The sequence below is a fragment of the Flavobacterium sp. Leaf359 genome (assembly GCF_001423985.1).
Lineage (GTDB): Bacteria > Bacteroidota > Bacteroidia > Flavobacteriales > Flavobacteriaceae > Flavobacterium > Flavobacterium lindanitolerans.
On record NZ_LMPW01000015.1, the window covers coordinates 206989 to 233365 of the forward strand.

Annotated in this window: 25 protein-coding genes; 14 read left to right on the forward strand and 11 right to left on the reverse strand. The window is 36.6% G+C overall.

Features of this window, described 5'->3' with window-relative positions; all coding sequences use genetic code 11:
* Window positions 1-40: 40 nt before the first annotated feature.
* The 4 genes from ASG38_RS16190 to ASG38_RS16205 all read right to left on the reverse strand — a co-directional run bounded on the left by ASG38_RS16190 (window position 41) and on the right by ASG38_RS16205 (window position 3693).
* Entirely contained in the window at window positions 41-1051 is a 1011-nt protein-coding gene (locus ASG38_RS16190; protein ID WP_162239713.1) for an META domain-containing protein, read from the reverse strand.
* 93 nt (window positions 1052-1144) lie between these two features.
* Complete coding sequence (locus tag ASG38_RS16195) at window positions 1145-1975, reverse strand: hypothetical protein (RefSeq protein ID WP_157486195.1); 831 nt, start codon at window positions 1973-1975, stop codon at window positions 1145-1147.
* 50 nt (window positions 1976-2025) lie between these two features.
* Complete coding sequence (locus ASG38_RS16200) at window positions 2026-2832, reverse strand: hypothetical protein (RefSeq protein WP_157486196.1); 807 nt, start codon at window positions 2830-2832, stop codon at window positions 2026-2028.
* A 57-nt stretch (window positions 2833-2889) separates the two neighbouring features.
* A complete protein-coding gene (locus ASG38_RS16205; protein ID WP_056073502.1) occupies window positions 2890-3693 on the reverse strand; it encodes a hypothetical protein in 804 nt (267 codons plus the stop codon).
* A gap of 754 nt (window positions 3694-4447) precedes the next feature.
* Between ASG38_RS16205 and ASG38_RS16210 the strand changes: the two genes are divergently transcribed.
* The gene (locus ASG38_RS16210) at window positions 4448-5533 is read left to right on the forward strand and encodes an AraC family transcriptional regulator (RefSeq protein ID WP_056073504.1); all 1086 of its coding nucleotides are present in this window, start codon (window positions 4448-4450) and stop codon (window positions 5531-5533) included.
* Between the two features lie 85 nt (window positions 5534-5618).
* Here the strand turns inward: ASG38_RS16210 and ASG38_RS16215 are convergent, their stop codons facing one another.
* On the reverse strand, window positions 5619-5969 hold the full coding sequence (locus ASG38_RS16215; protein ID WP_056073506.1) for a DUF2200 domain-containing protein: 351 nt from the start codon (window positions 5967-5969) through the stop codon (window positions 5619-5621).
* A gap of 169 nt (window positions 5970-6138) precedes the next feature.
* Here ASG38_RS16215 and ASG38_RS16220 point away from each other — a divergent pair, with 169 nt between their 5' ends.
* From ASG38_RS16220 to ASG38_RS16250, 7 genes are all read left to right on the forward strand, one after another.
* Entirely contained in the window at window positions 6139-7053 is a 915-nt protein-coding gene (locus tag ASG38_RS16220) for a DUF4421 family protein (protein ID WP_162239714.1), read from the forward strand.
* Between the two features lie 171 nt (window positions 7054-7224).
* A complete protein-coding gene (locus ASG38_RS16225; RefSeq protein ID WP_056073511.1) occupies window positions 7225-9966 on the forward strand; it encodes a T9SS type A sorting domain-containing protein in 2742 nt (913 codons plus the stop codon).
* Window positions 9967-10042: 76 nt separating this feature from the next.
* Window positions 10043-10948, forward strand: coding sequence for a glycerophosphodiester phosphodiesterase family protein (locus ASG38_RS16230; protein ID WP_056073512.1), 906 nt, complete (start codon window positions 10043-10045; stop codon window positions 10946-10948).
* 231 nt (window positions 10949-11179) lie between these two features.
* Window positions 11180-12379, forward strand: coding sequence for a patatin-like phospholipase family protein (locus ASG38_RS16235; protein ID WP_056073514.1), 1200 nt, complete (start codon window positions 11180-11182; stop codon window positions 12377-12379).
* 38 nt (window positions 12380-12417) lie between these two features.
* Window positions 12418-13530, forward strand: a complete 1113-nt coding sequence (locus ASG38_RS16240; protein ID WP_056073516.1) for a helix-turn-helix domain-containing protein — start codon at window positions 12418-12420, stop codon at window positions 13528-13530.
* Window positions 13531-13658: 128 nt separating this feature from the next.
* The gene (locus ASG38_RS16245; RefSeq protein WP_056073518.1) at window positions 13659-14480 is read left to right on the forward strand and encodes an SDR family oxidoreductase; all 822 of its coding nucleotides are present in this window, start codon (window positions 13659-13661) and stop codon (window positions 14478-14480) included.
* Window positions 14477-15454: an NAD-dependent epimerase/dehydratase family protein gene (locus tag ASG38_RS16250; RefSeq protein ID WP_056073520.1), complete on the forward strand. Its 978-nt coding sequence runs from the start codon at window positions 14477-14479 to the stop codon at window positions 15452-15454. Before ASG38_RS16245 ends, ASG38_RS16250 begins: the two co-directional genes overlap by 4 nt.
* 74 nt (window positions 15455-15528) lie before the next feature.
* Here the strand turns inward: ASG38_RS16250 and ASG38_RS16255 are convergent, their stop codons facing one another.
* Window positions 15529-16194, reverse strand: a complete 666-nt coding sequence (locus tag ASG38_RS16255; RefSeq protein WP_082482249.1) for a hypothetical protein — start codon at window positions 16192-16194, stop codon at window positions 15529-15531.
* Window positions 16195-16262: 68 nt separating this feature from the next.
* On the reverse strand, window positions 16263-17048 hold the full coding sequence (locus ASG38_RS16260) for a LytTR family DNA-binding domain-containing protein (protein ID WP_056073777.1): 786 nt from the start codon (window positions 17046-17048) through the stop codon (window positions 16263-16265).
* Between the two features lie 263 nt (window positions 17049-17311).
* Between ASG38_RS16260 and ASG38_RS16265 the strand changes: the two genes are divergently transcribed.
* Window positions 17312-18214 carry an outer membrane beta-barrel protein gene (locus ASG38_RS16265; RefSeq protein ID WP_056073522.1) on the forward strand — a complete coding sequence of 301 codons (903 nt, stop codon included), beginning with the start codon at window positions 17312-17314 and terminating at the stop codon, window positions 18212-18214.
* On the forward strand, window positions 18211-18645 hold the full coding sequence (locus ASG38_RS16270) for a DUF2147 domain-containing protein (RefSeq protein ID WP_056073524.1): 435 nt from the start codon (window positions 18211-18213) through the stop codon (window positions 18643-18645). Before ASG38_RS16265 ends, ASG38_RS16270 begins: the two co-directional genes overlap by 4 nt.
* Before the next feature lie 26 nt (window positions 18646-18671).
* Here the strand turns inward: ASG38_RS16270 and ASG38_RS16275 are convergent, their stop codons facing one another.
* A complete protein-coding gene (locus ASG38_RS16275) occupies window positions 18672-19256 on the reverse strand; it encodes an HPP family protein (protein ID WP_056073526.1) in 585 nt (194 codons plus the stop codon).
* Entirely contained in the window at window positions 19256-20518 is a 1263-nt protein-coding gene (locus ASG38_RS16280) for a chloride channel protein (protein WP_056073528.1), read from the reverse strand. The genes ASG38_RS16275 and ASG38_RS16280 overlap by 1 nt, the downstream gene beginning before the upstream one ends.
* 177 nt (window positions 20519-20695) lie before the next feature.
* On the opposite strand from ASG38_RS16280, the gene acs reads away from it, so the two are divergent.
* Window positions 20696-22603 (forward strand): acetate--CoA ligase, encoded by a 1908-nt coding sequence (gene acs / locus ASG38_RS16285; protein WP_056073530.1) that lies wholly within the window; start codon window positions 20696-20698, stop codon window positions 22601-22603.
* Window positions 22604-22662: 59 nt separating this feature from the next.
* On the opposite strand, the gene ASG38_RS16290 is transcribed toward acs, so the two are convergent.
* Entirely contained in the window at window positions 22663-23649 is a 987-nt protein-coding gene (locus ASG38_RS16290) for an SIMPL domain-containing protein (RefSeq protein ID WP_056073532.1), read from the reverse strand.
* Window positions 23650-23812: 163 nt separating this feature from the next.
* Between ASG38_RS16290 and ASG38_RS16295 the strand changes: the two genes are divergently transcribed.
* Both ASG38_RS16295 and ASG38_RS16300 read left to right on the forward strand, forming a co-directional pair.
* Window positions 23813-24718 (forward strand): hypothetical protein, encoded by a 906-nt coding sequence (locus ASG38_RS16295; RefSeq protein ID WP_056073534.1) that lies wholly within the window; start codon window positions 23813-23815, stop codon window positions 24716-24718.
* Window positions 24715-25242, forward strand: coding sequence for a hypothetical protein (locus ASG38_RS16300; RefSeq protein ID WP_056073536.1), 528 nt, complete (start codon window positions 24715-24717; stop codon window positions 25240-25242). The genes ASG38_RS16295 and ASG38_RS16300 overlap by 4 nt, the downstream gene beginning before the upstream one ends.
* A gap of 3 nt (window positions 25243-25245) precedes the next feature.
* On the opposite strand, the gene ASG38_RS16305 is transcribed toward ASG38_RS16300, so the two are convergent.
* Window positions 25246-25590 (reverse strand): helix-turn-helix domain-containing protein, encoded by a 345-nt coding sequence (locus ASG38_RS16305; RefSeq protein ID WP_056073538.1) that lies wholly within the window; start codon window positions 25588-25590, stop codon window positions 25246-25248.
* A gap of 98 nt (window positions 25591-25688) precedes the next feature.
* Between ASG38_RS16305 and ASG38_RS16310 the strand changes: the two genes are divergently transcribed.
* Complete coding sequence (locus ASG38_RS16310) at window positions 25689-26294, forward strand: FMN-dependent NADH-azoreductase (RefSeq protein ID WP_056073540.1); 606 nt, start codon at window positions 25689-25691, stop codon at window positions 26292-26294.
* The last annotated feature ends 83 nt before the right edge of the window (window positions 26295-26377 follow it).

The window sequence follows — 26377 nt, forward strand, 5'->3', positions numbered from 1 at the left end:
TATTAATTACTATTTAAATTGTTTTTATTGGCAAGGAACTTTATTGTTTAACAAATACTAAGACTAATTTGTCATCTTTATAAAAATTGAGTGTTTCTTCTGCAACATCAAATCGTAATGTTGTTTCAGAAAGATAGTGTCGCATTTTTGTTTCAGTAGCTGCAGCATCTTTATCTATGCATGCCATTTTTGTTCCGGCTAAAGCTGAAAAAGTAATCTGGTCTTTCACAGTACTAAAAGTACCAAAGAAATTGTTACAACCACTATTTCCGGTTATTTTTTTGCTTTTTGCATCAAATTGAAGCCCTGCTTTTCCATAGTCCTTTCCAACATTATCCATTTGTATCAGTTTCCATTTTTTACCGTCAATAGCAGCCCAAATTTCATCTTCCGTAGGAATCGTAAAAGCCAGGATAACCTTTTTTGTTTTCGGATCCTTAAAATGTACTGCAGTACCTTGTGTGTGGATTTCAAATTTTTTGTTTTCCATAGCAGTTTTAAATTCCTGTTCCAGTTGCATGCTTTCCTGGTCACAAGCCATTAAGGTACCCATTAACAGATTTATTTGTATTTGATTGCCTTTTAGTTGGTAGCCTGCATTGAAACGGTTACAGCCGCTTTTGCCATAAATAGCATTTTTAGCCTTATCGATAGTGAGGTATACTTTGTCCTTATTAATGTTTTTGCCGTTTATCTGGCTTAAAATCATTTTTTTGTCCAGATAGGTTTCGTTGGCAGTTTTGACCTGTTTCTTATTGACCAGTTTTTTTAAGCGATAGGTATAGGCAGAAGCATCAGCAGGAATATTGCCTTGTCTTTTGGTTTTGATCACCTTTAACTTGTATTCATATCCGGGCTGGTAATCAAAACCTTCTATAGTACTGTAAAAATTACTCCATTCTTTGGCCTTACCTTCTTTTACCTGCATACAATTCATGGGAGCGACACCTTCACAAGGAACCGTGTTTTCTTTTATTTTCATTGTAATGGTTTTTTGAGCGAAGGATATCGCACTGATACTAAAGAAAAGTATTGCAAACTGTAATTTCATTTTTTTCATTTTTATAGGATTTATTTTTTATCGCAATGACACAAATTATGCCAACTTTATTTTTGATACATAAAAATTGTTTCTGTTTTATTCTTACTGTGTAATAGGGATTGCATAAAAATAATTTTCCCAATAGGTTGAATTATATCTGTAATACCAATTAGGTTTGTTTTCAATCATTAAATAAATTGTAGCTTTTGTACCGGTTGGTACTCTGATTACGGAACTTCCGGTAATATATCCAATTTCATAAACACCACGACTACTGAGGCCATACATAGGACCGCCATAACAGGTGTTGTTGCCTGCGGGACCTAAATGGCTGAAGTTAGTCTGTGATATTGATGTATTGCTGGTGGTCGATGAGAGGTAGGCTCTTTGCCAAAAAGCGACATTAATACTTACATTTGGGCTGACATCTCTTTTTCTTCCCAGTTCAACAAATGTTAGACCGGTATTTACGATCCAGTCGCCTTCGGTTAAGGTAATACTAAAGCCGGTATAGCGGTAGGGTGTTGCGGTATTGCCATCAGAATATACATTGGTTGCTGTAGCGCTACCTCTTATATTTGGCCTCATCACAGGGTGGTCTACCCATTTTCCGTTGCCTGCGGCATCGCTCAATAATACATGATTTTCATCATGTGCACCATCAGCAATAGTCAGCGCACCCGGTGTACTGCTAACTATATGTAATTTAGTACTTGGTGAAACGGTACCAATCCCAACATTACCCGTAATTTCATCAATGACAAAATCGTCAGTTTGTTCTGCTGTAGGCGCTCCTGTTGCGGGGTTATTATGAGCCGCATCAACATGTAGTGCTCCTTGCGGATTTTTAGTATTTATTCCGGTTTGTTGTGCAAAGTTATTGAGGCTAAAGCCTGTAAGCAATGCTATTAGAAAGATGTGCCGTGTACTCATTTTTTGTTTGTTTAGCTGCCTGAATATTTGGCGTCGGTAATTATATTGTTTTAGTTAATAGGAATAGCATAAAAATAATTTTCCGGGGCATAGGGATCAAACCTGTAATATCCAACAGGCTGGTTCTGTAGTCTCAAATTGATGATACTAATTGGTGAACCTGTAACCTGGATAATTGAACTGCCTGTGACATAACTTCTTCTGTTGGCATCAGTATCTGGAGTAAAGGTTACAGAGCCTGTCAATACGCCTACGTATGAGGTATTAGAACCGCCCGGTCCCAAATGGCTGAAGTTAGTTTGTGTTATCGCACCGGTTAAGGAAGTAGACAAATAAGCATTTTGTATAAATGTAGCACTGCCCAGACTATCAAAAACCAACCCTACATTGACTATCCATTTTCCGGGTTTTAGCGCAATCATTAATGTAGAAAAAACGGGAGGATTTGATGCCCCTGTTGGCGTTACCGGTAAACTGCTCAGAGGAAAAGTACCCAATACAGATGACATTGTAACCGGAGGAGTTACCCAGGTAGCTACACCATTGGCATCTGAAGTGAGTAGTTTGTTGACCCCTTGAGTGCCATCGGTTATAGTTATGGACGGAATGGCCGTTTCATTATTAATATGCAGTTTGGTTATTGGCGAAACAGTTCCAATACCTACATTTCCGGTATTTTCATCAACAATAAAATCATCGGTTTGTTGCGTTGTAGGTGTTCCCGTGGCAGGAGTATTGTTTGCCGGGTCAACATGTAATGCACCCAACGGGGTTTTGGTATTAATGCCCGTTTGTGAAAAACTATGAAGGCTAAGACCGATGAATAGCAAGCATAAGTAAATGTTTAGTGTTTTCATGCCTTTAATGTTTAACAATTGGTAATAAATAGTGCTGTTAAATACTGCTTTTTGAGATTAGTTAACAGGCACTGCATAAAAATAATTTTGTGATGCATTTGTCCTGTAGGTATAGCTAAATCTCTCCAGCATAAGGAAAATGCGCAAGGTCGATGTACCGTTAACCTGTATAATGGAGGTTCCTGATATAAAAGCTGTTTTTGGCGTTGCAGGTGTATAGTTTAAAAAAGCGCCTTGCAATACGCCGGCGAAAGAGGTGTTGTTACCAGCCGGTCCTAAATGGGCAAAACCATTTTGCGCCGGCGCACCGGAGTTATTTGTTGACAGCCACGCATGTCCCCAGCCTTGTATGGTACCCGTAGGCAAATTTTCGAGAGTAATACCTGCATTTACTAACCATCTGCCAGGTTCAAGATCTAAATAGAGACCGGAATATATCGGATTGGTTGATCCGCCATTATTTGTGCCTGTCAGGATTATTGTTTGGGCAGGAGAGGGAAAAGTACCCATTTTTGCATCTTTGGTAACAGCTGGAGTTATCCATGTGCCTGTTCCGTTGATATCACTAACGAATAGTCTGTTGGCAGCCTGTGTGCCGTCCTGGATACGTAGAGCACCAGAGGTAGTGCTTTTAATGTGTAATTTGGTATTAGGTGTTATTGTACCAATACCCACATTGCCACTATTAGTAATAATAAAATCATCTGTTTGTTCCACTGTTGGCAGTCCCAATGTTGGGTTGTTTATAGCAGAATCAACATGTAATATGCCTTGTGGATTTTTAGTATTTATACCTGTTTGCTGTGCAAAGCTATTTAGGCCTATAAACAATAGTGTTAAATAAGCGTTTTGGATGTTCATGTTTTTAGTTTTAACGGTTTAACCATTGAAATTAATTAACAAGTACGGCGTAAAATAAATTGAGTGGCTTCGCAGGGAAATTATACTTTCTATGTAAATGTGTTGTTGTCTGCAAAATTTCAAGGCACAAACAAGTGCATTGGAATTAGTAACAAAATTTAAATACAGGAAGGAATATGACATATTACTTTATGCTCCAGACCCTACTTAAGGATCTGGAATCACTCTTACATTTGATTCTGCGATATCAGAAATAACCTGACATCTATACTATTAACATTGCTTGACAGCAACCTGCCTGATTTTTCTATGCCGTTAAATACGTTAGGCACATAGGAATAAACAGTTAATATAGACTGATATCGGGTTTGACATCTGCATTATCAGCTAGTAATTAAAAAATAGTCTGTTTGTCATGCTTTAGATAAGACCTGGTGGGAGTGTTGTTCGGCCAAATCAGCATACAAGTTTTGGTATTCTTACCTGTTTTGTTAAGCAAAGGTTATATTACCGTTGCTAACGTGTGGAATACTATTTATGTATTCTTTTTTATTATATATTGCAAAACTAACAAATAAATTTTATTTTGGCTTAAGTTAGGGTGTAAAATCCACAATATGTTATAAAATATCGATTAACAGATACTATTAATGGTTGAAGTGCACTTTTCTGGATTTTATTTTTCAAAGACAATAAAAATTCTTTTGCGTAAAAAACTTTGATAATTATTAATTTAACTACTTAAAGCTTTAAAATGTTAGCCTCAGAACTGCAAAAATTTACCGTTATACTATTATTTGGCAGTTTGGTTCTGCAATCATTTATTGTACTTGCCAATCCAATGAATGTGAACAAAAAAGCCAATTTGTTTTTTGGACTATTTCTTTTCCTTTGGTCCAGCTTTTGGTTCTTCGATGTTATTGCCTTATGTGGTTTAAACACAGGATTTGTGTTAACTCAAATCATTTATATTCTGCAGATATTTACGCCGCTATTTCTCTATTTTAGTGTGGTTTTCTTTATCAATCCAAATTATGTTTTCAAAAAGGCTGACCTGGCTTGCCTGATTTTACCGGTTATCTATATTACTTTGATGTTGGATCCGCCTCATAATATAGTATATAGCATGATTCCCATTTCACATAATTTACCCTATATTGCTATTGTTTATTTTAAAATACGCCGTCACCAGAAACGAATAGAAACGATTTCTTCCAATACAGAAAATAGTAGTTTGCAATGGCTGATTAAGATAACTTCTCTATTATTTGTAACCATTATCATTACAGAAGGTTATGAACTCTATAATATCTTTATTGAAAAACGGCAGGAGCATTTGGTAATGGATTTGTTGTTTTTGATAATAGTCTACTTAACATCGTATTATTCATTAAGGCAAAAAGAAATCTATCCGCTGGATGAAGCCCAACGTAAGGAACTATTGGAAATAGAACTAAAAGATGAGGGACAGGAAGAAAAGAAGAAATTACTTTCTGATAATGAACTGGAAAACCTAAAATTGAAATTGACAGACCTGATGGAAACAGAAAAGCCCTATCTGGATGGCGAACTAAACCTGATTAAATTGGCAGGACTTTTAGGTATTAGCGCTCATCAATTGTCCTATTTGATTAATCAGGGATTTGATGAAAATTTTTTCCAATTCGTAAACGGCTACAGAGTAAGACATGCCCAAAAGTTATTATCTGAAAAGAAAAACCAATTTTCTTTATTAGGAATTGCCTATGAATCCGGATTTAATTCCAAAACTTCTTTTAATACCATTTTTAAAAAGATGACACAGCAAACACCTTCGGAATTTAGAAAAGGCTTGAAGTAGTTTTAGTTGATAGTTGATAGTTGAAAGTTGAAAGTCTATAGTTGAAAGTCTATAGTTGAAAAGCAATAATGACTTATTGTGCTCGTTATTGCCTTAAAATCTTTTCCATTGCTTTTCCTTTAGCCAATTCATCTACCAGTTTGTCCAGATAACGAATTTGTTGCATCAGTTTATCTTCGATATCTTCAACACGGTAACCGCAGATGACTCCTGTGATTTTTGAAACGTTAGGGTTGATTTGTGGAGCTTTGGCAAAAAAAGTTTCAAAATCTGTCTTTTGCTCGATTACTTGTTGGAGACTTTTTTTGTCATATCCCGTCAGCCAAAAAATAACAGTGTCTAATTCTTCTTTGGTACGCCCTTTTTTCTCAACTTTTTGAATATAGTGCGGATAAACACTTGCAAAAGACATTTTATATATTCTGGTATTGTTCATTATTAGTTATTTTGAGTTGTATGCAAATTACAAAAATGCCAATAATATATAACTCCATCCTATTTTAAAGTGTTAATTTGTATCTTGCATAAAAGAATAGGAATACGAGATGGTAAAAAAATATGCCCGGTTTTTTATCTTTTTTTATGCTACCATTTGTCAGGCCCAAATGGCAGATACCGTTGCTGTGCAAAAGCCTGAAAAGAGTATAGAAAAATACGACAACCATATTAAACTACGTCTGGGACTTAGCAATAGCTTTAATTCGTTTCGTATAAAAGACAAAACCAGCCATCTGGATTTTACTTTGTCACCCAATCAACGGCTGCGTTCAACACTAACACTAATTTATAAGTTTATTGAAATAGATTTGGGCTATACGCCAGAGTTTCTTCGCTTCAATAAAGATGATGCTCTTAGAGGACATACGAAGTTTTATAATTTTGGAACACGACTCTATTTTGGTTCCTGGATGCAAGAGTTACAATATGTAAAAACGAAAGGGTTTTATATAGACAGGAAAGATATTGGAATAGAAAATAATATACTGTTTCCTCATTTTCGGGTACAAAAGATAGGGGGAAGTACCTCTTATGTCTTTAATCCGGATTTTTCGTTTCGGGCAATTTTTCTACAAAGTGAATGGCAGCAAAAAAGTGCGGGCAGTTTTGTGCCCAGCATGAGCTACTATTTTACGCAAATTAAAAACAACGAACCCAGCAAGGACCATATTTTTGATATCGCTGTTGGCCCTGGATATTATTACAACTGGATTATACGCAACAAATGGCTTGTATCAGCAGGTGCCTATGCGGGATTGGGATTTAATAGCACAAGAACGGTTTACAATGACAATAAACCCGATGAAGTTATAGATGGTCTTTCTTTTCAAACGCAATTTAGGTTAACATTAGGCTATAATACAGAACGTTTTTTTGCCGGAGCCGCTACAAGCCTGAATTCATTTTCGTACAACTCTGATGCCCAAATACATGTGGCAGACCAACAACAGTTCTTGGAATTTTATGTTGGATATCGTTTTAAAGCACCTAAACGTATCAATCGTTTATTTGGGAAAGAATAAGCTGCTGAAAATTGAAATGATTGCATATTGAATGATTTAATAAGGATTCTTTAAATTAACTTTCCAAAAAGTGGGTTTTTATGATTTTTTTAAGATATATTTACGCTTTGTAAATATACCCCCATGAAAAAACTATATTACGCCCTCTTGGTGTTTTGCTTTTGGCAAAGCATGAAGGGTCAAGGGCTATATATTCCCGATGCTAATTTTAAGGCAAAACTGCTGGCTGCTGATGCCAGTAATGAGATTGCCAGGAACAGGCAGGGACAATACTTCCGTATTGATAGTAATGAAAATGGAGAGATTGAAGCTGCAGAAGCTTTGGCAGTTAGTTATATCAATGTATCGTCTTCTTCAATTGCCAATTTAAAGGGGATTGAATATTTTACGGCAATCACTACCTTACTATGCAATGATAACCAATTAAGTTCTGTTCCAACCTCAGATTTACCTTCATTGACATCATTACAATGTGCAAACAACAAAATTGTTTCATTAGACTTATCAGCCTGCTCAAAACTATACAGTCTTTCCTGTGCCAACAACAAACTCGAAAGTCTGGTACTGAATAATCCAGGGCTGAATTTTATTGACTGCCGGCATAACGCTTTGATTTCGCTAAATATAAACAATTCTCCTAACCTGGAGTATCTGTATTGTTCTTATAATTCCCTAACGGATTTGAATCTTTCAGTGAACAGTCGTCTTCGTGATTTGGAATGCTCTTTTAACCGATTGAGTATTCTTAATCTAACCGGACTGGCCAGGCTACGTGATTTGGAATGTCAGAATAATCAACTGGCAATCTTGCAATTAGCCGGAAACTTTGTCAAAAAACTTTATTGCCATAACAACCGATTGGCACAATTGGACCTATCGGCCCAAACAACGTTAGAAGAACTCAATTGCTCTAATAATGTCCTGACTGCTTTAGATTTTACAGGACTTACTAAATTAAAACGGCTGTTGCTGCATAATAATCGATTGGTTTCGCTCAGTAATCTGGTTGACCATCCGGAATTGGTAAGTGTAATTGCAGACAATAATAAACTGTTGTCAATGACAGTTTCCGGTCCGGCAATAACAGAGCTAAGTCTTGCGAACAACCAGTTAGGATATCTAAAGGTTTATGGTTGTCCGGAGCTGGGTATCGGGAGGTTTAACTTTAGAAGTAATCCATTGGCCAGTTTAGATTTACGAGGCTTTGAAGGGCTTGATTCTTTACCATGCAGTAATTACGGACTTAGCAATGCATTAACGGTTCTTGCAGATAAAGAACTAAGGTCGGTTAGTTTTGATGGTAACAGGCTGTCATCTCTGGATATTGCCCAATGTCCGGGTGTTGAAGTGTTGGAGTTTGGTTCCAACCCATTACTTACTTCGCTTTTTATAAAAAACGGAAAGGATAATACGGCTTTTTTTGAGCATTCGTTATCCACTGTGCCCCGTCTTCGCTATATCTGTGCCGATGAAGATGAGATAGATATGATAGAAGCAAGGTTGGCAGCACTGCCAGGTCTTGAATGCGGAGTCAATTCTTATTGCTCTTTTACACCGGGCGGAAATTATAATGCCGTGAAGGGCAGTACAACTTTTGATAATGACATGAATGGCTGTGATGCAGAGGATACTGTTGTTTGCTTTGCCGGTTATAAATTAATTCGTGGAACAACTGAAACGGTATATTTTTCAGATAGGAGCGGGCAATATAATTTGCCACTACTGGATGGTAACACAACCATTATTCCTCTTCTCGCTAACCCGGATTATTTTGATGTTTCGCCACCAAGTATGACGTATTCATTTCCTGACCAATCCTCAGGTTCTTTAGAGCAGCTTTTTTGCCTGAAATCAAAAGGAGAATATCCTGACGTTGAAATCACCTTATTGCCTTTAAATGATGCAGTGCCTGGGAATGTAGCCAATTATGCTATTTCATATAGAAATAAAGGAACCAGAACACAATCCGGAAATATTCAATTGGAATTTGATGCTACAATAATTCACCCTGAAATAACCACATCAACAGCACAGAATCCTGGACGTTTGATATGGTCTTTTTCTAACTTAAAACCTTTTGAGTCACGCACTATTGCACTGCGTTTTATATTGAATAGGCCAACCGATAATCCTTCCCTTAATAGCGGAGACATTCTTAATTATAAAGTTACAATAACTACACCTTCATTAGACGCTGTGCCAGAAGACAATACGATTGTCTTACGACAGAAAGTAGTTAATTCTTTTGACCCTAATGACAAAACCTGTCTTCAGGGACTTTCGGTTTCTTCTTCCATAATTGGGCAATATGTGCATTATATTATACGCTTTGAGAACACCGGCAATTTTGTCGCAAAAGATATTGTAGTAAAAGACCTTATCGATACGGAACGTTTTGATATAAGTACGCTTTCAACCATAGAAAGCAGCCATAATTTTAGTACCAAGATTAGCAATACCAATAAGATTGAATTTGTTTTTAAAGATATCAATCTCCCTTTTTATGACCATATTAATGATGGTTATATCGCTTTTAAAATTAAGACTAAGCCGTCTTTGGCTCCGGGCGATAGTTTTAGCAATGCCGCCGGTATTTATTTTGATTTTAATTTGCCGGTTATGACAGAAAGAGTAACCACCACAATCGAATCGCTTAGTGACAAGGATTATGAATTTTCAAACCGTTTTATGATTTTTCCAAATCCTTCAAGTGATTTCATAACGATTACAAATAAGGATGAAATTCTGATAAAATCTGTGACCGTATATAATATAATGGGGCAACCGGTAAGGACGTTCAGTAGTACTTTCGACACCAAAGTATTGGACATATCTAATCTGGCTTCAGGAAATTATGTTATCAGAATTTATTCAGATGAAGGAACTGCAACGGCTAAGTTTGTAAAATACTAACCAGTCAAAGTAGGGGGAATGTTGTATATTTGTTCGGAAAGGATTTGTCTTTTTCCAATCAATTACCTACTGAACAATGAAAAAATATCCCGCTTTTCTTTTGGTTGCCTGGTGGGCAGCTACCTCTTGCAACATAGCCCATAATACTACTACTGCAAAATTATCACACATCGAAGTTCAGGGCCATCGTGGAGACAGAGGGCATTTTCCTGAAAACAGCCTGGAAGCTTTTCGTAGTGCTATTGACAAAGGCGCTGACGTAATTGAACTTGATGTTGTTATTTCCGGAGATAAAAAGGTGGTGGTTTCTCACGAACCTTTTATGTCTTCTGAATATGTATTGCTCCCTAACGGGATGCCTGTTACCCGTGAAAAGGAAAGGTCTTATAATTTATATCAGATGCCTTATGACAGTATTCGTAAGTTTGATATTGGTTCCAAAGGAAATACGCATTTTCCGGAACAGCAAAAATTCAAAGCCTATAAGCCTTTGTTTTCAGAACTGATTGACGATATGGAAGCGTATACAGCTAAACACAGACCAGGCAAACCTATTCGTTATAATATTGAAATCAAGTCAGGGGCAGACCAATACGACAAATCCCAACCGCAACCGGACGTATTTGTTGCAATGGTGATGGAAATTGTTAAGAAAAAAGAAATACAAAACAGAAGTAATATCCAGTCTTTTGACCCGGCTATACTAAATGCTTTGTATAAAAAATATCCTGATGTGACTATCGCGATTTTAGCGGGCGATAAGGGGCTTGCAAAGAATTTGTCAAAATTGGATTTCAAGCCGCAGATATATAGTCCGCATTACGGACAAGTCAATCAAGCTTTGGTTGATTCAGTCAGGAAACTCAATATGAGATTAATCCCGTGGACTGTAAATGACGAAAAAGACATCGATAAAATGATTGAATTAAAGGTTGATGGCATCATTACAGATTATCCGGAAAAGGTTATTAAAAGACTTTAAATAAAATTAATCAATTATTTTATTTTCAGGAACATAATGTAATTGTATTTGATTTAAAAAAAGTCTAATAAACTTATGTAGCTAATAGATTTAATACTTTGCGACATTGCGTCTTTGCGTGAAAATAATTCTCCTTAGCACAACAAGCATCATTATTTTTCCGCTATTTTTTGATACCAGCACAAAAGCGTTTATTTTTATAACTAAATTAGAAGCTCATAAATTAGCAAGATGTATAAAATACTATCGCTTGACGGAGGCGGAAGCTGGTCATTACTTCAGTTACTCACCTTAAAAGACAGATATCCCGACAAGACTGGCCATGCAATTCTCAAAGAATTTGATATGGTGATTGCTAATTCCGGAGGCAGCATTATTCTTGCGGCTTTGGTAGAAGACTGGCCCTTAGACAAGGCTATTGCACTCTTCAAAGACCAAAAAATCAGAGAAAAAATTTTTAGTAAAAATTCGTTTTGGGAACGTTTTTTTCCCGTAGACTATATCAAAAGTATAGGGCCAAAATACAGTTCCAAAAGAAAAGGAAAGGCGTTTCGCGAACTGTTTACGGAATCTGCCAAAAGACAAATGAACGAACTTCCTGATTTCATTGGCAAACCCGATTTAAAGCTAATCGTCTGTACCTATGACGCCTTAAATAATCGGGCGAAATTTTTCAGGTCATATGGCGGCGGTCCTTATTATGATTCGGTAAAGCTCACACAGGCCATTCACGGTTCTTCAAATGCGCCAATACAATATTTCGATTTTCCGGCCCGTTTCAAAGCAAAGAATTCCGAAGTTTTTTTTGAATTATGGGATGGCGCTTTAGGTGGATTTAATAACCCTATTGCTGCCGGAGTCATTGAAGCCATAAAATCAGGCGTGCCAAGAGATTCTATAACCCTGGTTTCTTTAGGAACTTCCAATAAATCGATGTCGAATGACGATAAAAAGACGTTTTATGACATCAAACAGACAACTATCAAACAGCGCCGAAAAAAATATAAATTCTGGCTGTGGAAGCCGCAATTGCAGTTTTTTAAAATGTCGATTGTAAATCAGGCAAAAACCATATTATATGAACCGCCTGACTGGTCCAACTATGTAGCCTTTATGTTTTTATTTGGAGAAGATTATAAAGAAGGATTAGACGCCGCTGCATTAAAACGGTTTATAAGACTTTCGCCTATGATTCATACCGATAAAAATACGCTTCCCGAAATGGAAGAATTGCTGAATACGCTGTATCGTATGGACATGAATCTGACAAAAGACGAAGAAATCCAAAAACTGGAAGAATGTTATGCGGGCTGGAAAGAAGGTAAAATACCTAACCAGCCTATAGAATACTCAATAACCAGAGAAAATGAGCTGTTGCCAACCTTTGGACACATAAGATATAATGATGGCATAAACGATTGGAAAATTTGAGTTTTATGCATAAACAAAAATAATTGCTTTGACTATCCATGATATATATTGACCGATTGATTGTAATTTTTCTGTTAGGAGGCTTTGCCATGCTAACTATGCTTGTTATTTTCAATCCTTTAAAAGTCAACAGGAAAGCGAATGTATGGCTGGGATTATTTTTGTTTTTGTGGGGAACTTTCTGGATAGATGAAGCTGCCGAGATTTTGGGAATAGCATCCATTGGCAAGCCTTTTTTATTTGTTTTGAATTTTCTGCAGTTTTTTACTCCGTTGACATTTTATTATAGTGCGGTTCATTTTACAAATCCTGCATTTTCTTTTTCCTTAAAAGAATTGAGACATTTACCATTGGCCGCTCTGTTCCTGGCCTTGTTATCGTTATCGTACTTTTATGACAAGGCAGATAAAGACATCCTGAGGGCGTGGTTAACCGTAATTATGCTGGTACAAAGTTTATTCTATGCACTGTATTCCTGTGAGATAATCAACAGGCATCAAAGGAAAATCCAGCAATTTTCTTCAGATACTTACCCAATCAGTCTAAACTGGCTTAAATACATTGCCTATACCATATTGGCTTCCGGAATTATAATCACGGTATACAATATTATATTTATTGCAGAAAGGCCGGGCACTTATCTGAACTTTGCTTTCCTTATAGCAATTTATTTTATAGCCTACTATTCTTTAAAACAGCAGGAAGTGTATCCGGTAGGAACACAACAGGCTGATACTGTTTTTTCATTTCAGGAAGAAAGCAAAACTAATGAAGGCCCAAAAATCAAGCTGCTTGGCAATGAAGAAACCGAACTCATAAAACAACGTTTGTTAGGAGTTATGGAATCTGAAGCTCCTTATCTTGATGGTGATTTGAATTTGATAAAACTCGCACAATTGATGGAAGTAACACCACATCAGCTTTCGTATGTTATCAACACCGGATTTAATGAAAACTTTTTTCAGTTTATCAATAAATACAGAATTGAAAAAGCAAAGGAATTGTTAGCCGATAACAGGAATAATAACCTGTCAATTTTAGGCATTGCCTTTGAATCGGGATTTAATTCCAAGACCTCATTTAATATAACTTTTAAAAAATTTACGGACCTCACACCTTCAGAATTCAGAAAAAAGAGTTCTGATTTATAAATTGGAACTTTTTATTTTTCAACTGCTTATTTTACAGTTGATTATAAAGTGTTCAAAAAGAGTTCGTTTCTATAAATCCAAACATTTTTACAAGGGCAAGAGTATACTTTTGGCATAAAAAGTGAATCATGCTACGAAAAAATGACGAGACAGTTGCATCTGGAAATGAAACCGGTTATGCTGTTGTTACCGGAGCCAGCCAAGGCTTGGGCAGGGCATTTGCCTATGAACTGGCTAAAAATAATATACCGCTGATTTTGATGAGTCTGCCGGGACAGGAACTTTCGGAATTGTCTTCAGAAATTTCAGAACAATATGGTGTAAAGGTATTTTTTTATGAAACCGACCTTTCCGTCAAAAAAAATGTATTGGATTTTGCAGCCTGGGTCAATGCAAACTTTTCAGTATTTATGCTGATAAACAATGCCGGAACAGGCGGAACCCAAAAATTTGATGAGGCCACAGCAGAATATATCAGCAAAATTATTGAGGTAAATGTAATGGCAACCTCATTGCTGACTCATCAATTACTACCCAATCTGAAAAAAAAGGAAAAGGCTTATATCCTAAACGTATCGAGCATGGCAGCATTTTGCCCTATTGGCTACAAAACGGTTTATCCGGCTTCTAAGGCATTCGTACATTCTTTCTCCAGAGGATTGTATGAAGAACTAAAACATACCAGCGTTTTTGTCAGCGTTGTAAATCCGGGTGCTATGAAAACAAGTCCGGAAATCACACGCCGAATCGAAAAACAAGGCTTTTTAGGAAAACTAACGTTACTCAATCCGGATGCTGTAGCAAGATATTGTATCCGCCAACTCCTAAAACGGGATACGGTAATCATGGTTAACCGTATGAGCTGGCTAATGCTTGTCATGCTTCCAATCTGGATAAAACTACCCTTATTGACACGGTCTATAAAAAGAGAGCTAAATCCGCAAGTATGAAAACAGTTTTTATCACGGGAGCGAATGGACTGCTAGGAACAAATTTAGTTCATGAAATGCTGGCACTAGGCTGGCAGGTCAGGGCATTAGTCCGCAACCCTAAAAATTATAAGGGAGAATTACACTCTCATTTGAAATTGGTGAAAGGTGACTTGCAAGAAGACCTATACACACATATGGAAGTATGTGAAGTAGTTATTCATATTGCTGCCGAAACCAGACAGCATCTCTTACGTTATTCAGACTATCAGAAAATAAATTGTGATGCTACTATAAGCCTGTTCCATTCTGCGCTTGTGTCTGGTTCTGTTAAAAAATTTGTTTTTGTAAGTTCTGCAAACACGTTAGGACATGGTGATTTATTTGAATTGGGTTCAGAAGATAAGGCTGTGCGTTATCCGTTTAAAGATTCGTATTATGCCAAAAGCAAACTGGAAGCCGAAAATTTCCTCTTACAAAACAAAGACAGTATGGATGTGATTATTATAAACCCAACATTTATGCTTGGCGCTTATGATACCAAACCCAGTTCCGGTAAAATAATACTGATGGGATGGAAAAAACACATACTGTTTTATCCACCGGGTGGTAAAAACTTTGTGGACGTAAAAGACGTGGCAAGAGGTATTATAGCCGGTACTGAGAAAGGAAAAAACGGAGAAAAATATCTTTTGGCCAATAATAACCTCTCTTATAAGGCATTTTTTGAATTGCTTTGCGAATATTCCAACCAACACCCAATAATGATACCACTGCCTAAATGGTTACTTCATTTGTTAGGTTATAGCGGTAACTGCGCAAGATTCTTCGGATTGGAAACAAGCATAAGCCTGACTAACATGCGTATTCTTTGCCAGAATAATTTCTTTTCAAATAAAAAATCAGTTCAGGAACTTGGAATTAAATACACACCTATAGATGCTGCCATACACGATGCCGTGACTTATTTTAAATCAGAGAATGTTTTGAGGTAATTGCTGTGCAAACATAGCGACTTAGCGTCTTTGCGTGATAAATAACTGACCATAAACTAAATTAATATCGAATTTTATCTAAATTTCTTAGGATAGTTAGGAATATTCAACCCCAAAACAATATTATGTGTAGTAATTTGCACACCATCTTTAGCCTTAATTTTTACAACACCGCTACCGCCACGCTTTTCCTGAGGATATTTTTTAAAATGAGCAGTCAATAATTTGTCATCCTCAAAATTGATTTCATCGGTATAATATTCATTAGCAACATCCGGTTCCTTTATAGAGATATGGATATGTGCCGGCAAAACATCATTTGGATAGGGAGCAGGACGTATCGTTTTGATAGTATATTTTCCGTTTTTATCGGTTTTTACCCAACCCCGAATATGGCCGTGGCGTTTTACTCTTTCATCCATTTTTTGTGTAGGTGAATAATATCCGGCATTATCAGTCTGCCAGTAGTAAATAATAACATTTGGGGCAGGTGTCTTTTGGTCCAATTGAAAAACAGTTCCGCTAACAATCAGCTTTTGGCCCTTTTCATTCCACCCGGGGCTTGTATCTGTAGCATGCAATTCTTTGGGCATTCCTATATACATCAGTTCGCAACCATCACAACCACCGCCAACAATGGGATTGTTTTTAGGGAGTAATTTTTCATTTGCCTTTTGTCCGTTACAACTCATAAACACCAACTGCAAAAAAATCAGTTTAAAGAAAATCCGTTTTTTCATAATCAAATATTTTATGCAAAATGATAATGAAAACAGTTGATTTCCAACTAAAATAGTGTAAGCGGAGTTTATTTTAGGCTAAGCTGATGTGCTGAAAAGTGAAGCTTAAAATTCTTGGCATAATTACGGCTCAACCTCAAAACAGTATCATCTGTAAGGGTAATGTCATAATCACCGTTTTGTCTTGATTGGACAGATATAATCTTATTTACGTTCACCATATATGATTTGTGTATACGTACAAACTGTTTGTTGTCTAATTGTACTTCCAAGGATTTTAAGGTTCCGCTATACAGATGTTTTTTGGAAAGCTGATAAATGTTGACATAAGGAGAATTGGCAGAAAAATAGAATATATCGTTTACTGCCACTACTGTTTTTCTGTTAGTGCTGTCTGAAATTAAAATAGAATTGATATAAGCTTTTTTCTCATTTGAAGGAGATAATGGTGAAGTTTGGATTTTCTGATTCGATAAAGAGAAAGCCATTAGCATAAACCCATAAATAATAATCGTTTTTATCAAATAGGCCGATATGCCAAAATTTAAAGTCTGCCAATACGAAAACGTATGGGAATAGAATATTTTTGAGACAATCCAAATCAAGGCAGGATATGATAACAGATGCAATACAACTGCCCCGCCAATAAGTACTATTTTAATTGCGATTTTATCTTTCTTTTGGGTCAGTTTTAAAAATAATGTCAGCAAAGGAAGAAACAAAATCCAATAGGAACTGAACAGTAACGATTCTGACAGGTAGAACGCGCTGTTTTGGGATAGAGTAGACAGGTAATCTATAAGCACGTTTACAGTGATAAACAAGACTAAACAGGCCGTGAAAACAGTTCTCATTTTCAGCCTGCTGTTAAAAACAGTATGGGTTGCCTGAAGTATCAAAATAGCCCTTATTTATACTTTACAAAATAACTTAAAAGTTAGCAATGGACAATTTTAAAGAATGGATTTTTTCAATTTATCGAAGAAAGACCAACTGTTAAGGTATGCTAAAATCGGTTAAGGTCTAGCAGAAAATGGCTAACTTTAATATGCAACCTGAACGAAACACTTGAAAAAAGGATGCATAACTGATTACTTTAAACTTTAAAATCTAAATTATGAAAAAGGCAAGCCTTATAATTTGCACGATTTGTTTCGCCTTAATTGGCACAAAAAGCCAGGCACAGGAATTTTATATCCGGGGTGGCTTAGGTTTTGTTACCGAATCCGGAAAAACAGAATTTAACAATGCCGACCCGAATGGGCTGACAATGATTCAGCAGTCAACAGATATTACCGTAAATCCTGATGGAACCATGAGGATAAAATCTCTGAATGGAACTTTGGGAGGTGGATTTAAAGGAAATATTACGGCAGGATATATGTTTAATAACTATATAGGAGCCGAAATAGGTTTCAATTACTTTTCAGGATATGATAAAACTATAGGAAAATTAACCAGTCCGCAGCTCCAGTCGGAAGAAGTAGCCTATTTAAGAGGGTTGGACATTATCCCCGCCATTTATATTACCCCGGGTTTGAGCAAATTGAATCCGTACGCAAGAATTGGAGCCATTATACCCACAGCCGGAAAACTTTTTATTGAAACTACGGCCAATCAAACCAATGGTGGCGGTCAGGGAACCGACATTCACGTAGAAGCCAAATCAGAGGTTGAATCGAAATTTAGTGTTGGTTTTGTAGGCGCATTAGGTGTTACCTATCCTGTTGCACCAAGATTGCAGGTTTTTGGCGAAGTAGAGTTTAAAAATTTGAGCATCAAGAGTAAATCGGCAGAAATTACAGAATACAGAACTACGGCGGTTACTAACGGAAATGCCGTATTGGTTCCGGGACAGCAATTGGCAGACCTTCCTGTAAATGAAAAGAAATTCGTTTTTTCTGACAGTTATACACAAGGACCGGCAGACCCTGATTCTCCACGCAGATTGCCAACGCAGTATGTAAATGCCAGTGGAATAGGAGTAAACATAGGTATACGTTATAGTTTCGGAAAATGAAAAAGCTAGTTGCATATTGTATCGTTCTGCTTTTTGCAGGAATACATACAGGACAGGCACAATCTGTTACCGGACGGTGGAAAACCTTTGATGATGAAACCGGAGCTGCCAAGTCTATTGTCGAAATTTATGAAAAGAACGACAAGATTTACGGCAAAGTAGTTGAAATACTTGAAAAAGGAAAAGAAGACAAGACCTGCGAAAAATGCAAAGGCAGTAAAAAAGACAAACCAATAAAAGGATTGGTCATTATTGAAGGATTGTCTAAAAATGACGATACGTGGGAAGGCGGCACTATTTTGGACCCAAAAAACGGGAAAGAATACAAATGCCATATCAATCTTGAAAATAAAGACAAACTAAAAGTCCGCGGTTATATTGGCTTTTCTCTATTGGGAAGAACCCAATATTGGACCCGCGTTGAAAAATAAAAAAAGGCTCCCAAACGGGAGCTTTTTTATGAATGCTTTCTTCTTTTCTTTTTTCTCAAAATAGGAGCAGAAGGATATTTTCGTTTTGGAGTCAGGTTGTTAAAAATTAAGGCAATAAACAACAAAATAAGAGCGCCACTTAGCACAGGGAAGATAACATAACCATATCCAAGTGCTTTTATTTGCGGACCACCGGTAACCGCAATCAATGCCGTTGCACCACCGGGCGGATGCAATGTTTTTGTGATTTGCATCAATACGATAGATAACGAAACGGCAAGGGGAGCAGCTATCCATAAAACATCCGGAACCAGTTTTTGTACCGTAACGCCAATTAGTGCCGAAACGACATGGCCTCCTATCAGATTACGGGGTTGCGCCAATGGACTTTGAATTACACCATAGACCAAAACACAGGAAGCTCCAAAGGAACCTATCAGAAATACAAAATCATTTTCATTGAACGACCCATACTGCAAATAGGCAATGAGTCCCATCCCAACAAATGAACCAATAAATGCCCAAAAATGTTCCCTGAAATCAACAAGCGTTTCTTTATAGAGAACATATTTGGTTTTGCGGTAGGTGCGATGTATCTTTTTGATTGGCATTAGGCGGTTGTTTTGGCAGCGTAAGTATATACGGTATATGGGCAAAGCCTTTGGGCTACATATTTAGAAACTAAAGAAACAACCAATATAGGCCAGAATAAAACATAACTGCCTACTAATCCGCAAACCAAAAACAGGGCAGTGAAAGGCGCGCTTATACTGGCGCTAAGCATTGCGGCCATTCCTATAACCATAAAATTTAATGGAATTACTCCGGCATCAAAGAAACGATTGGACACGAAAGCCAGTAAAAGACCAAGAAGCGCTCCAATAAATATACTTGGAGCAAAAACGCCGCCATCGCCACCAGACGAAAGCGTAACGGAAGTAATAATTGGCTTTAAAACAATACAGGCTGCCAGGGTTAAAAGTACCGAAATGGAAGGAGTTGAACTTGAGTTAGCTATGTTTTCTTTTACGGCATGATAGCCATCACCAAACAATTGTGGGAAAAGAAATAATCCGACTCCAACTACCAATGCCCCAAATACTACCCTGTAATACGGAGTCTTTATTTTTAAAAACCAGGCCTTGATTCGCAATACGCATTTGGTGAGATAAACCGAATTCATACCTGCAATAATTCCTAATAAAATAAAATAAGGAATGGCATGATAGTTCCATGTTGAAATGCCAACGGCAAAGAGAGGCTTTTCATCCATAAAAAATAAAAACAACCACGTCACGCTTATCGCAATAACGGTTGTAAACAGGAATGACCTGGATAATTTTTTTGAAATGACTTCATAAGCAAACAAAAGACCGGCTATTGGACTTGCAAATAAAGCGGCAACACCTGCAGAAACTCCCGCACAGATTAATTCTGTCTTATACCTTTTCAAAAAGCTTTCTTTAGAATGTGCAATGGAACCAACTGCGGCAGAAGCCACGACGGTAGAAACTTCAATTCCTGTAGAACCGCCAAAAGCTACGGTGATTAGTCCGTTAATGAAATGGGAAGGGATTTTATAGGCAGGAAGGCTTTTACCCGGTTTGGTACTTTCAAATACTTCTTTGATTCCTTTGTTTTCCTTGTTCCTAAAAAGATAAATCCGTAAAAAATAAATTACAGAAAGTCCAAAAAACGGAAGTACCAAAAGCAGGAAATTATACTTTTCGGCTTTGCCGAAAAAAACGCCTTCATAATGTTCTGTTACATGTTTTAGTGAAATGGCCAGAAATGAGGCCAAAAAACCAACCAGTACTGCTGCAAGAGCAAGCTTAAGCCATTTTAGTCCAAACAGTTTTTTACGAGTTTGCATCTTATCTTCAGGATTTATGCAAAGATAGTTCATCAATTGGTTTTCTACTTTTAATTTAACTTTTTTAGAGAAGTTTCCGGTTCAAAAAAATTGAGAAAAATAATGGTTGCAGCTACCCATTTAAGGCAATGTTTAGTATATTTACCATCATTCAATCCATCTGTAATTAATACAATTATGAGCTATTACCAAGTCAAGAGTCTGGAACAATATTTCAAACATTATAACAAATCCATAAGAGAGCCCAGAAAATTTTGGGACAAAATTGCTGATGAGAATTTCACCTGGTACCAAAAATGGGATAAGGTTGTTGAATTCGATATGCAAGAGGCTGATGTCAAGTGGTTTTTAAATGCTAAAGTTAATATTACCAAAAACTGTATAGACAGGCATCTGGCCAAAAGAGGAAACAAAACGGCTATTATTTTTGAGCCCAACGACCCAAAAGAAGAAGCACAGCATATTACCTATAATGAACTATACGACAGGGTTGCAAAAATGGCCAATGTTCTTAGAGAACAGGGAATAAAGAAAGGCGACAGAGTATGCATTTATTTGCCTATGATTCCTGAATTGGCTATTGCCGTTTTAGCATGTGCCCGAATAGGAGCAATACACTCAGTTATTTTTGCCGGATTTTCGGCTTCGGCAGTAACTACTAGAGTAAATGATTCGCAATGTAAAATGGTTATCACATCTGATGGCGCCTACAGAGGAAACAAATCAATCGACCTTAAAGGTATTATTGATGAGGCTTTGGAAAAATGCCCTTCTGTAGAAAAAGTCCTGGTTGTTAAAAGAACAAATGCAGAAATCAACATGAAAACAGGCCGCGATTTGTGGTTACAGCCGCTGTTGGAAGCTGCAATTCCGAACAACGTGGCTGAAATTATGGATGCTGAAGACCCATTGTTTATTCTTTATACTTCGGGTTCAACAGGAAAGCCTAAAGGAATGCTCCACACTACAGCAGGTTATATGGTTTTTGCGGCCTATACTTTTAAAAATATATTCAATTACGAAGAAAACGATATCTATTGGTGTACTGCAGACATAGGCTGGATTACCGGACATTCCTATATTTTATACGGTCCGTTGCTAAATGGGGCAACAACCGTAATTTTTGAAGGAGTGCCGTCTTATCCAGATTTTGGAAGATTCTGGGAAGTCATCGACAAACACAAGGTTACCCAATTTTATACGGCTCCAACAGCCATTCGTTCATTAGCAAAAGAAAACAGTGAGTGGGTTGAAAAGTACGACCTGTCAACATTAAAAGTCATTGGCTCTGTAGGAGAACCGATTAATGAAGAAGCATGGCACTGGTATAACAACCACGTGGGTAAAAAAAGATGCCCGATTGTAGATACCTGGTGGCAGACAGAAACCGGAGGAATCATGATTTCACCGCTGCCTTTTATAACACCAACAAAACCAACTTATGCCACTTTTCCTTTACCGGGAATCCAGGCCGTTTTGATGGATGAAAAACGAAATGAAATTGAAGAAAACCAAATTGTAGGAAGCCTTTGCATTAAATTTCCATGGCCGGGAATGGCACGAACCATTTGGGGTGACCACCAACGATTTAAAGAGACTTATTTTACGGCTTTTCCAGGCAAATATTTCACGGGTGATGGCGCATTGCGTGATGAAGTAGGCTATTACAGAATCACGGGTCGTGTAGACGATGTGGTAATTGTTTCCGGACATAATCTGGGAACAGCTCCTATTGAAGATGCTATTAACGAACACCCTGCTGTGGCTGAATCGGCAATTGTTGGTTTTCCTCATGATATTAAAGGAAATGCTTTGTATGGCTTTATTATTCTTAAAGAATATGGCGAATCCAGAGACAGGGCAAATTTGGCAAACGAAATCAACCAGCACATTTCCGGTCATATCGGACCAATTGCTAAGCTGGATAAAATTCAGTTTGTTTCCGGATTGCCAAAAACACGTTCCGGTAAAATTATGAGAAGAATCCTTAGAAAAATTGCAGAGGGTGATTTCTCAAATTTTGGAGATACAACAACGTTATTGAATCCGGAAATTGTTGAGGAAATCAAAAACGGAAGAGTATAAAATTTATTGAGTTGAATTATAAAAACAGCTTCAAGACAAGTGCTTGAAGCTGTTCTTTTTTAGTTCTTAAGATCCAATGTTCTTACGTCTCCGTTAGGAGTTATAATATGATATAATTTTTTGGTTTCTTCTTTTGGTTTTTTCTTTGTCTTGTAAGAAATGCTGAATTCCATTACATATTGAATGCTTACAGCCGGAGAATCAGAATTCATAATCTTGTCAAAAGAATCCGGGTCTATACCGTCATAATAAAAAGTCTTATTTTTCCTTTGTTCTTTTCGTACCAACACCTTATTGGAATTGTAATAATCATTATAAACGGCATCTGAACTTTCAAAGGCAGTAAAGTTTTTATACTGTTTACCCGGTTGGATACTGTAGAAATTTATTAATAGCTGTGGCTCCGATTCAAAATCTCTTTTTCCGTATTTATCATAAATTTTACTTCTGGATTTTAAAACCTCATTAGCTTCTGCCAACATTTCATCATAGATTTTTTCGGTATCGGTTTTTTTATAATCGACTTTGATGATGTTGTAGATTTCATATTCCGAAGCCATATCAATCAGTTTGTCGAACAAGCTGACATCTTTTAGTTTGACAATAATATTCTTTTTTATCTCAAATCCCTTATCTTCCTGGGTTATATTGACCTGATTGGAGTTAGAAGTTGATTTATAGTCATAAATTTTAGTCTGCGAAATAAAATCAACAAAAATCTCTTCTTCCCGGATTCCCGTTTTTTTCAACGCATTTTTGAAACCATCCAAACGCTTATTGATTTTGGCATTGCAGTCTTTTACAGACAATCCTTCTTCGTTTAGCCCCAAAGTGACCACATAGGAATCCGGTTTTACATTGTTTAAAATTGCAATCCTGAAATTAATACCATCTTCTGTATAGTTAACCTTTTCTGCGTTTTGAAATAAGCCCGCATTTTTATAGTTATACGGATTATTCTGATTGTTATACACCTGGTTGGCGCCATGTTGGGCGTAAGCCATACCAAAGAATAAAATACCTGCAATTGTGAATTTTAATTTCATCTTGATTTTTGTTATTGATTAATGATGCAAGATTACGTTGCCATTCTAAATGGAGTCCGGTAAAACCGCTTTCCTTTGGCTGTAACCTTTTTACAGTAGTTTTACAGCAGATTTACAACAGTTTTTTATACCTTTCGGACTACTTTTGAACTCATTTTTGTTGATGACCGAATTAGACTTTTTCCAACTTTTAAAACAGGAAGTGCTTTTGGCTTACCAGAAGCAGTATCCTTATTTTCAAGGAAACTGGAAAAGTTTTTCTTCACAGGATATTCAGAATCTTATCGAATTGGTTGAAGAGAAAACCAGACAGGGAATTAGTGAAAAATGGATTTACACACATCTTAAAGCCGAAAGCAATTCCAAACTGCCAAGAAAAGACATGCTTGATATTTTAAGCCAATTTTCAGGATTTTCAGGTTGGGATGAATTTGTCTTTACCAATAGGGAAGTGGTTATTGGGCAAAAAGAAAACCATTCCCAAAAGAATAAAAGACATTTTGTTGTTATTGGTTTTTTAGCCGTTTTAATAGTTGCTATTCTCTTTTTTGCTTACTCAGGAAAGAAACAGACACAGAAATTGCAACTAAAGAATGAATTTACAAATGATACCATACAGGCAAAAGAAGTAAAAGCCTATACAATTGAGGACGATAAAAAAATTGAAATACCCATTCGTAATTCTGAAATAGAAGTGGCGCTGAAAGATGAAAATGCAAAAGTTGTCATTCAGAGCCCTTATTACAAAAAACAGGAGATAAAAATAAACAAGACTACAGAAAACACTGAAATCTTATTACAACCTGACGATTATGCCATGATGCTCAAAGCCTTTATGAAATCGGATATTAAAGATTGGGAAACACGAAAAATACAGCTCAATAAAATCTTATCGGATAATCTGGAAGTCATTGTTATGCTTAAAAATGATTTGGGAGCCGAATATTTCAATAAAAATGAGTTTTCGGAAAAACTGATTATTCCTACCGAATCTGTAAAGCGAATGCAGATTCTGGAAATTAAAAACAACAATGAAGGAAAAATTGAATTTATAAGAATCAAACAATGATAAAGTATTTTACAGTCATAGTATTTCTTTTTTACAACTGCACTTTTGCACAGCAAGCTAATAATGCTGCCGTAGAAAACAGTATAAAAGCCAACTTTTCTGTAAAAGTACTTGAAGCTTATGAAGAAAATTCTTTTTCAAAGCTGGAAGATTTTTATGAGCTTTTGGAAATGTATTCTGCTAAAAACACTTCCAATACTTTAAAAAAACAGCTTAAAGAAAGGATTGATGCCTTGTGTAAAGAAAACATTTCGGTTTCAGACTTTTTTACTTCAGATAAAATAAGTGTAGACAGATTACTGGAGAAAGTAGCCTCCAAGGAACTCAAATTTGAAGTCAAAAATATCCAGAAAGTAAAGACGTTTGGCAATTACTGGACTGCATCCTATATACTGACCATTCAAAGAGATACGGAAACTTTACAAAAAAATATATCCCAAAGGATTTATTTCTACCCGGAAGCAAAAACGTTTGGAAATAAAAAGAAAGAAGTCTGGAGTCTTTTTTTAGGAGAGATGGAATAGGAATCAGTTTCCCGAAATTACTTTCTGTCTATGCAGGTTTCCCCATTTTTCCATTGCAATTAATACTTCTTCCAAAGTTTTGCTATACTCTGTCAGTGCGTATTGCACTGTGACAGGTTTCGTATTACAGACTTCTCTACTCACAAGACCATTCATTTCCAGTTCTTGAAGCTCTTTTGACAAAATCCGGGGCGAAATTCCGGCTTCTCTGGATAATTCATTAAACCCTCTTTTTCCATTTCTTAAAACAGAAAGAAGGACCAGTTTCCATTTCCCGCCTACCACATCTAATGTATCTCGGATGGCTAGTTTAGCTTTAGCACATCTATCTTCTGCATGTATTTCCATATACTATTCTTTTTGTAACTACTATCCTTTTTGTAACAGATAACAAATGTATAGTAATTCTTTTAAAATTTGTGATAACAATTTAAAAATAAAATAAGATGAAATTATTAAGAGTAATAACCAGTTTCAAAGGAAAGGAATCCATGAGTTTTCAATTGGGAAATGCAATTGTAGAAAAAATTAAAACTCAACACCCGGAAATAGATACTGTTATACGAAATCTAACAAAAGATGAAATCCCACATCTTAACGAACTCCATTTCAATTCATTTATGACACCTGCAGAGAACCTTTCAGCTGAACTGAAGGATGCGATATCTTATTCAAATGATGCTTTAGAAGAACTGTTACCGGCAGATATACTGGTCATAGATGTGCCTATGTATAATTTGAGCATTCCTTCATCACTTAAAGCATGGATAGACCATATCGTTAGGGTTGGTATAACTTTTCGTTATTCAGAAAATGGAGTGGAGGGATTACTGAAGGATAAAAAGGTATTCCTGGCAATAGCAAGCGGAGGAATTTTTTCTGAAGGACCATTAAAGGAATTTGACCTTACTGAAAAATACATGCGAAATGTATTAGGTTTTCTGGGTATTACAGACATAACTGTTTTTAGGGTTGAAGGCTCTGCAATTCCTCAATTTAAGGATGAAGCTTTACCAAAAGCACTGCAGTCTGTAGCCGCCTATAGTTTATAAAGACAGAGACAATTGGGATATAGCTTAGCAGCCTGTCAATTTTCCGACAGAAAATCTTTATCTTTACAAGAGACAAAATTAAG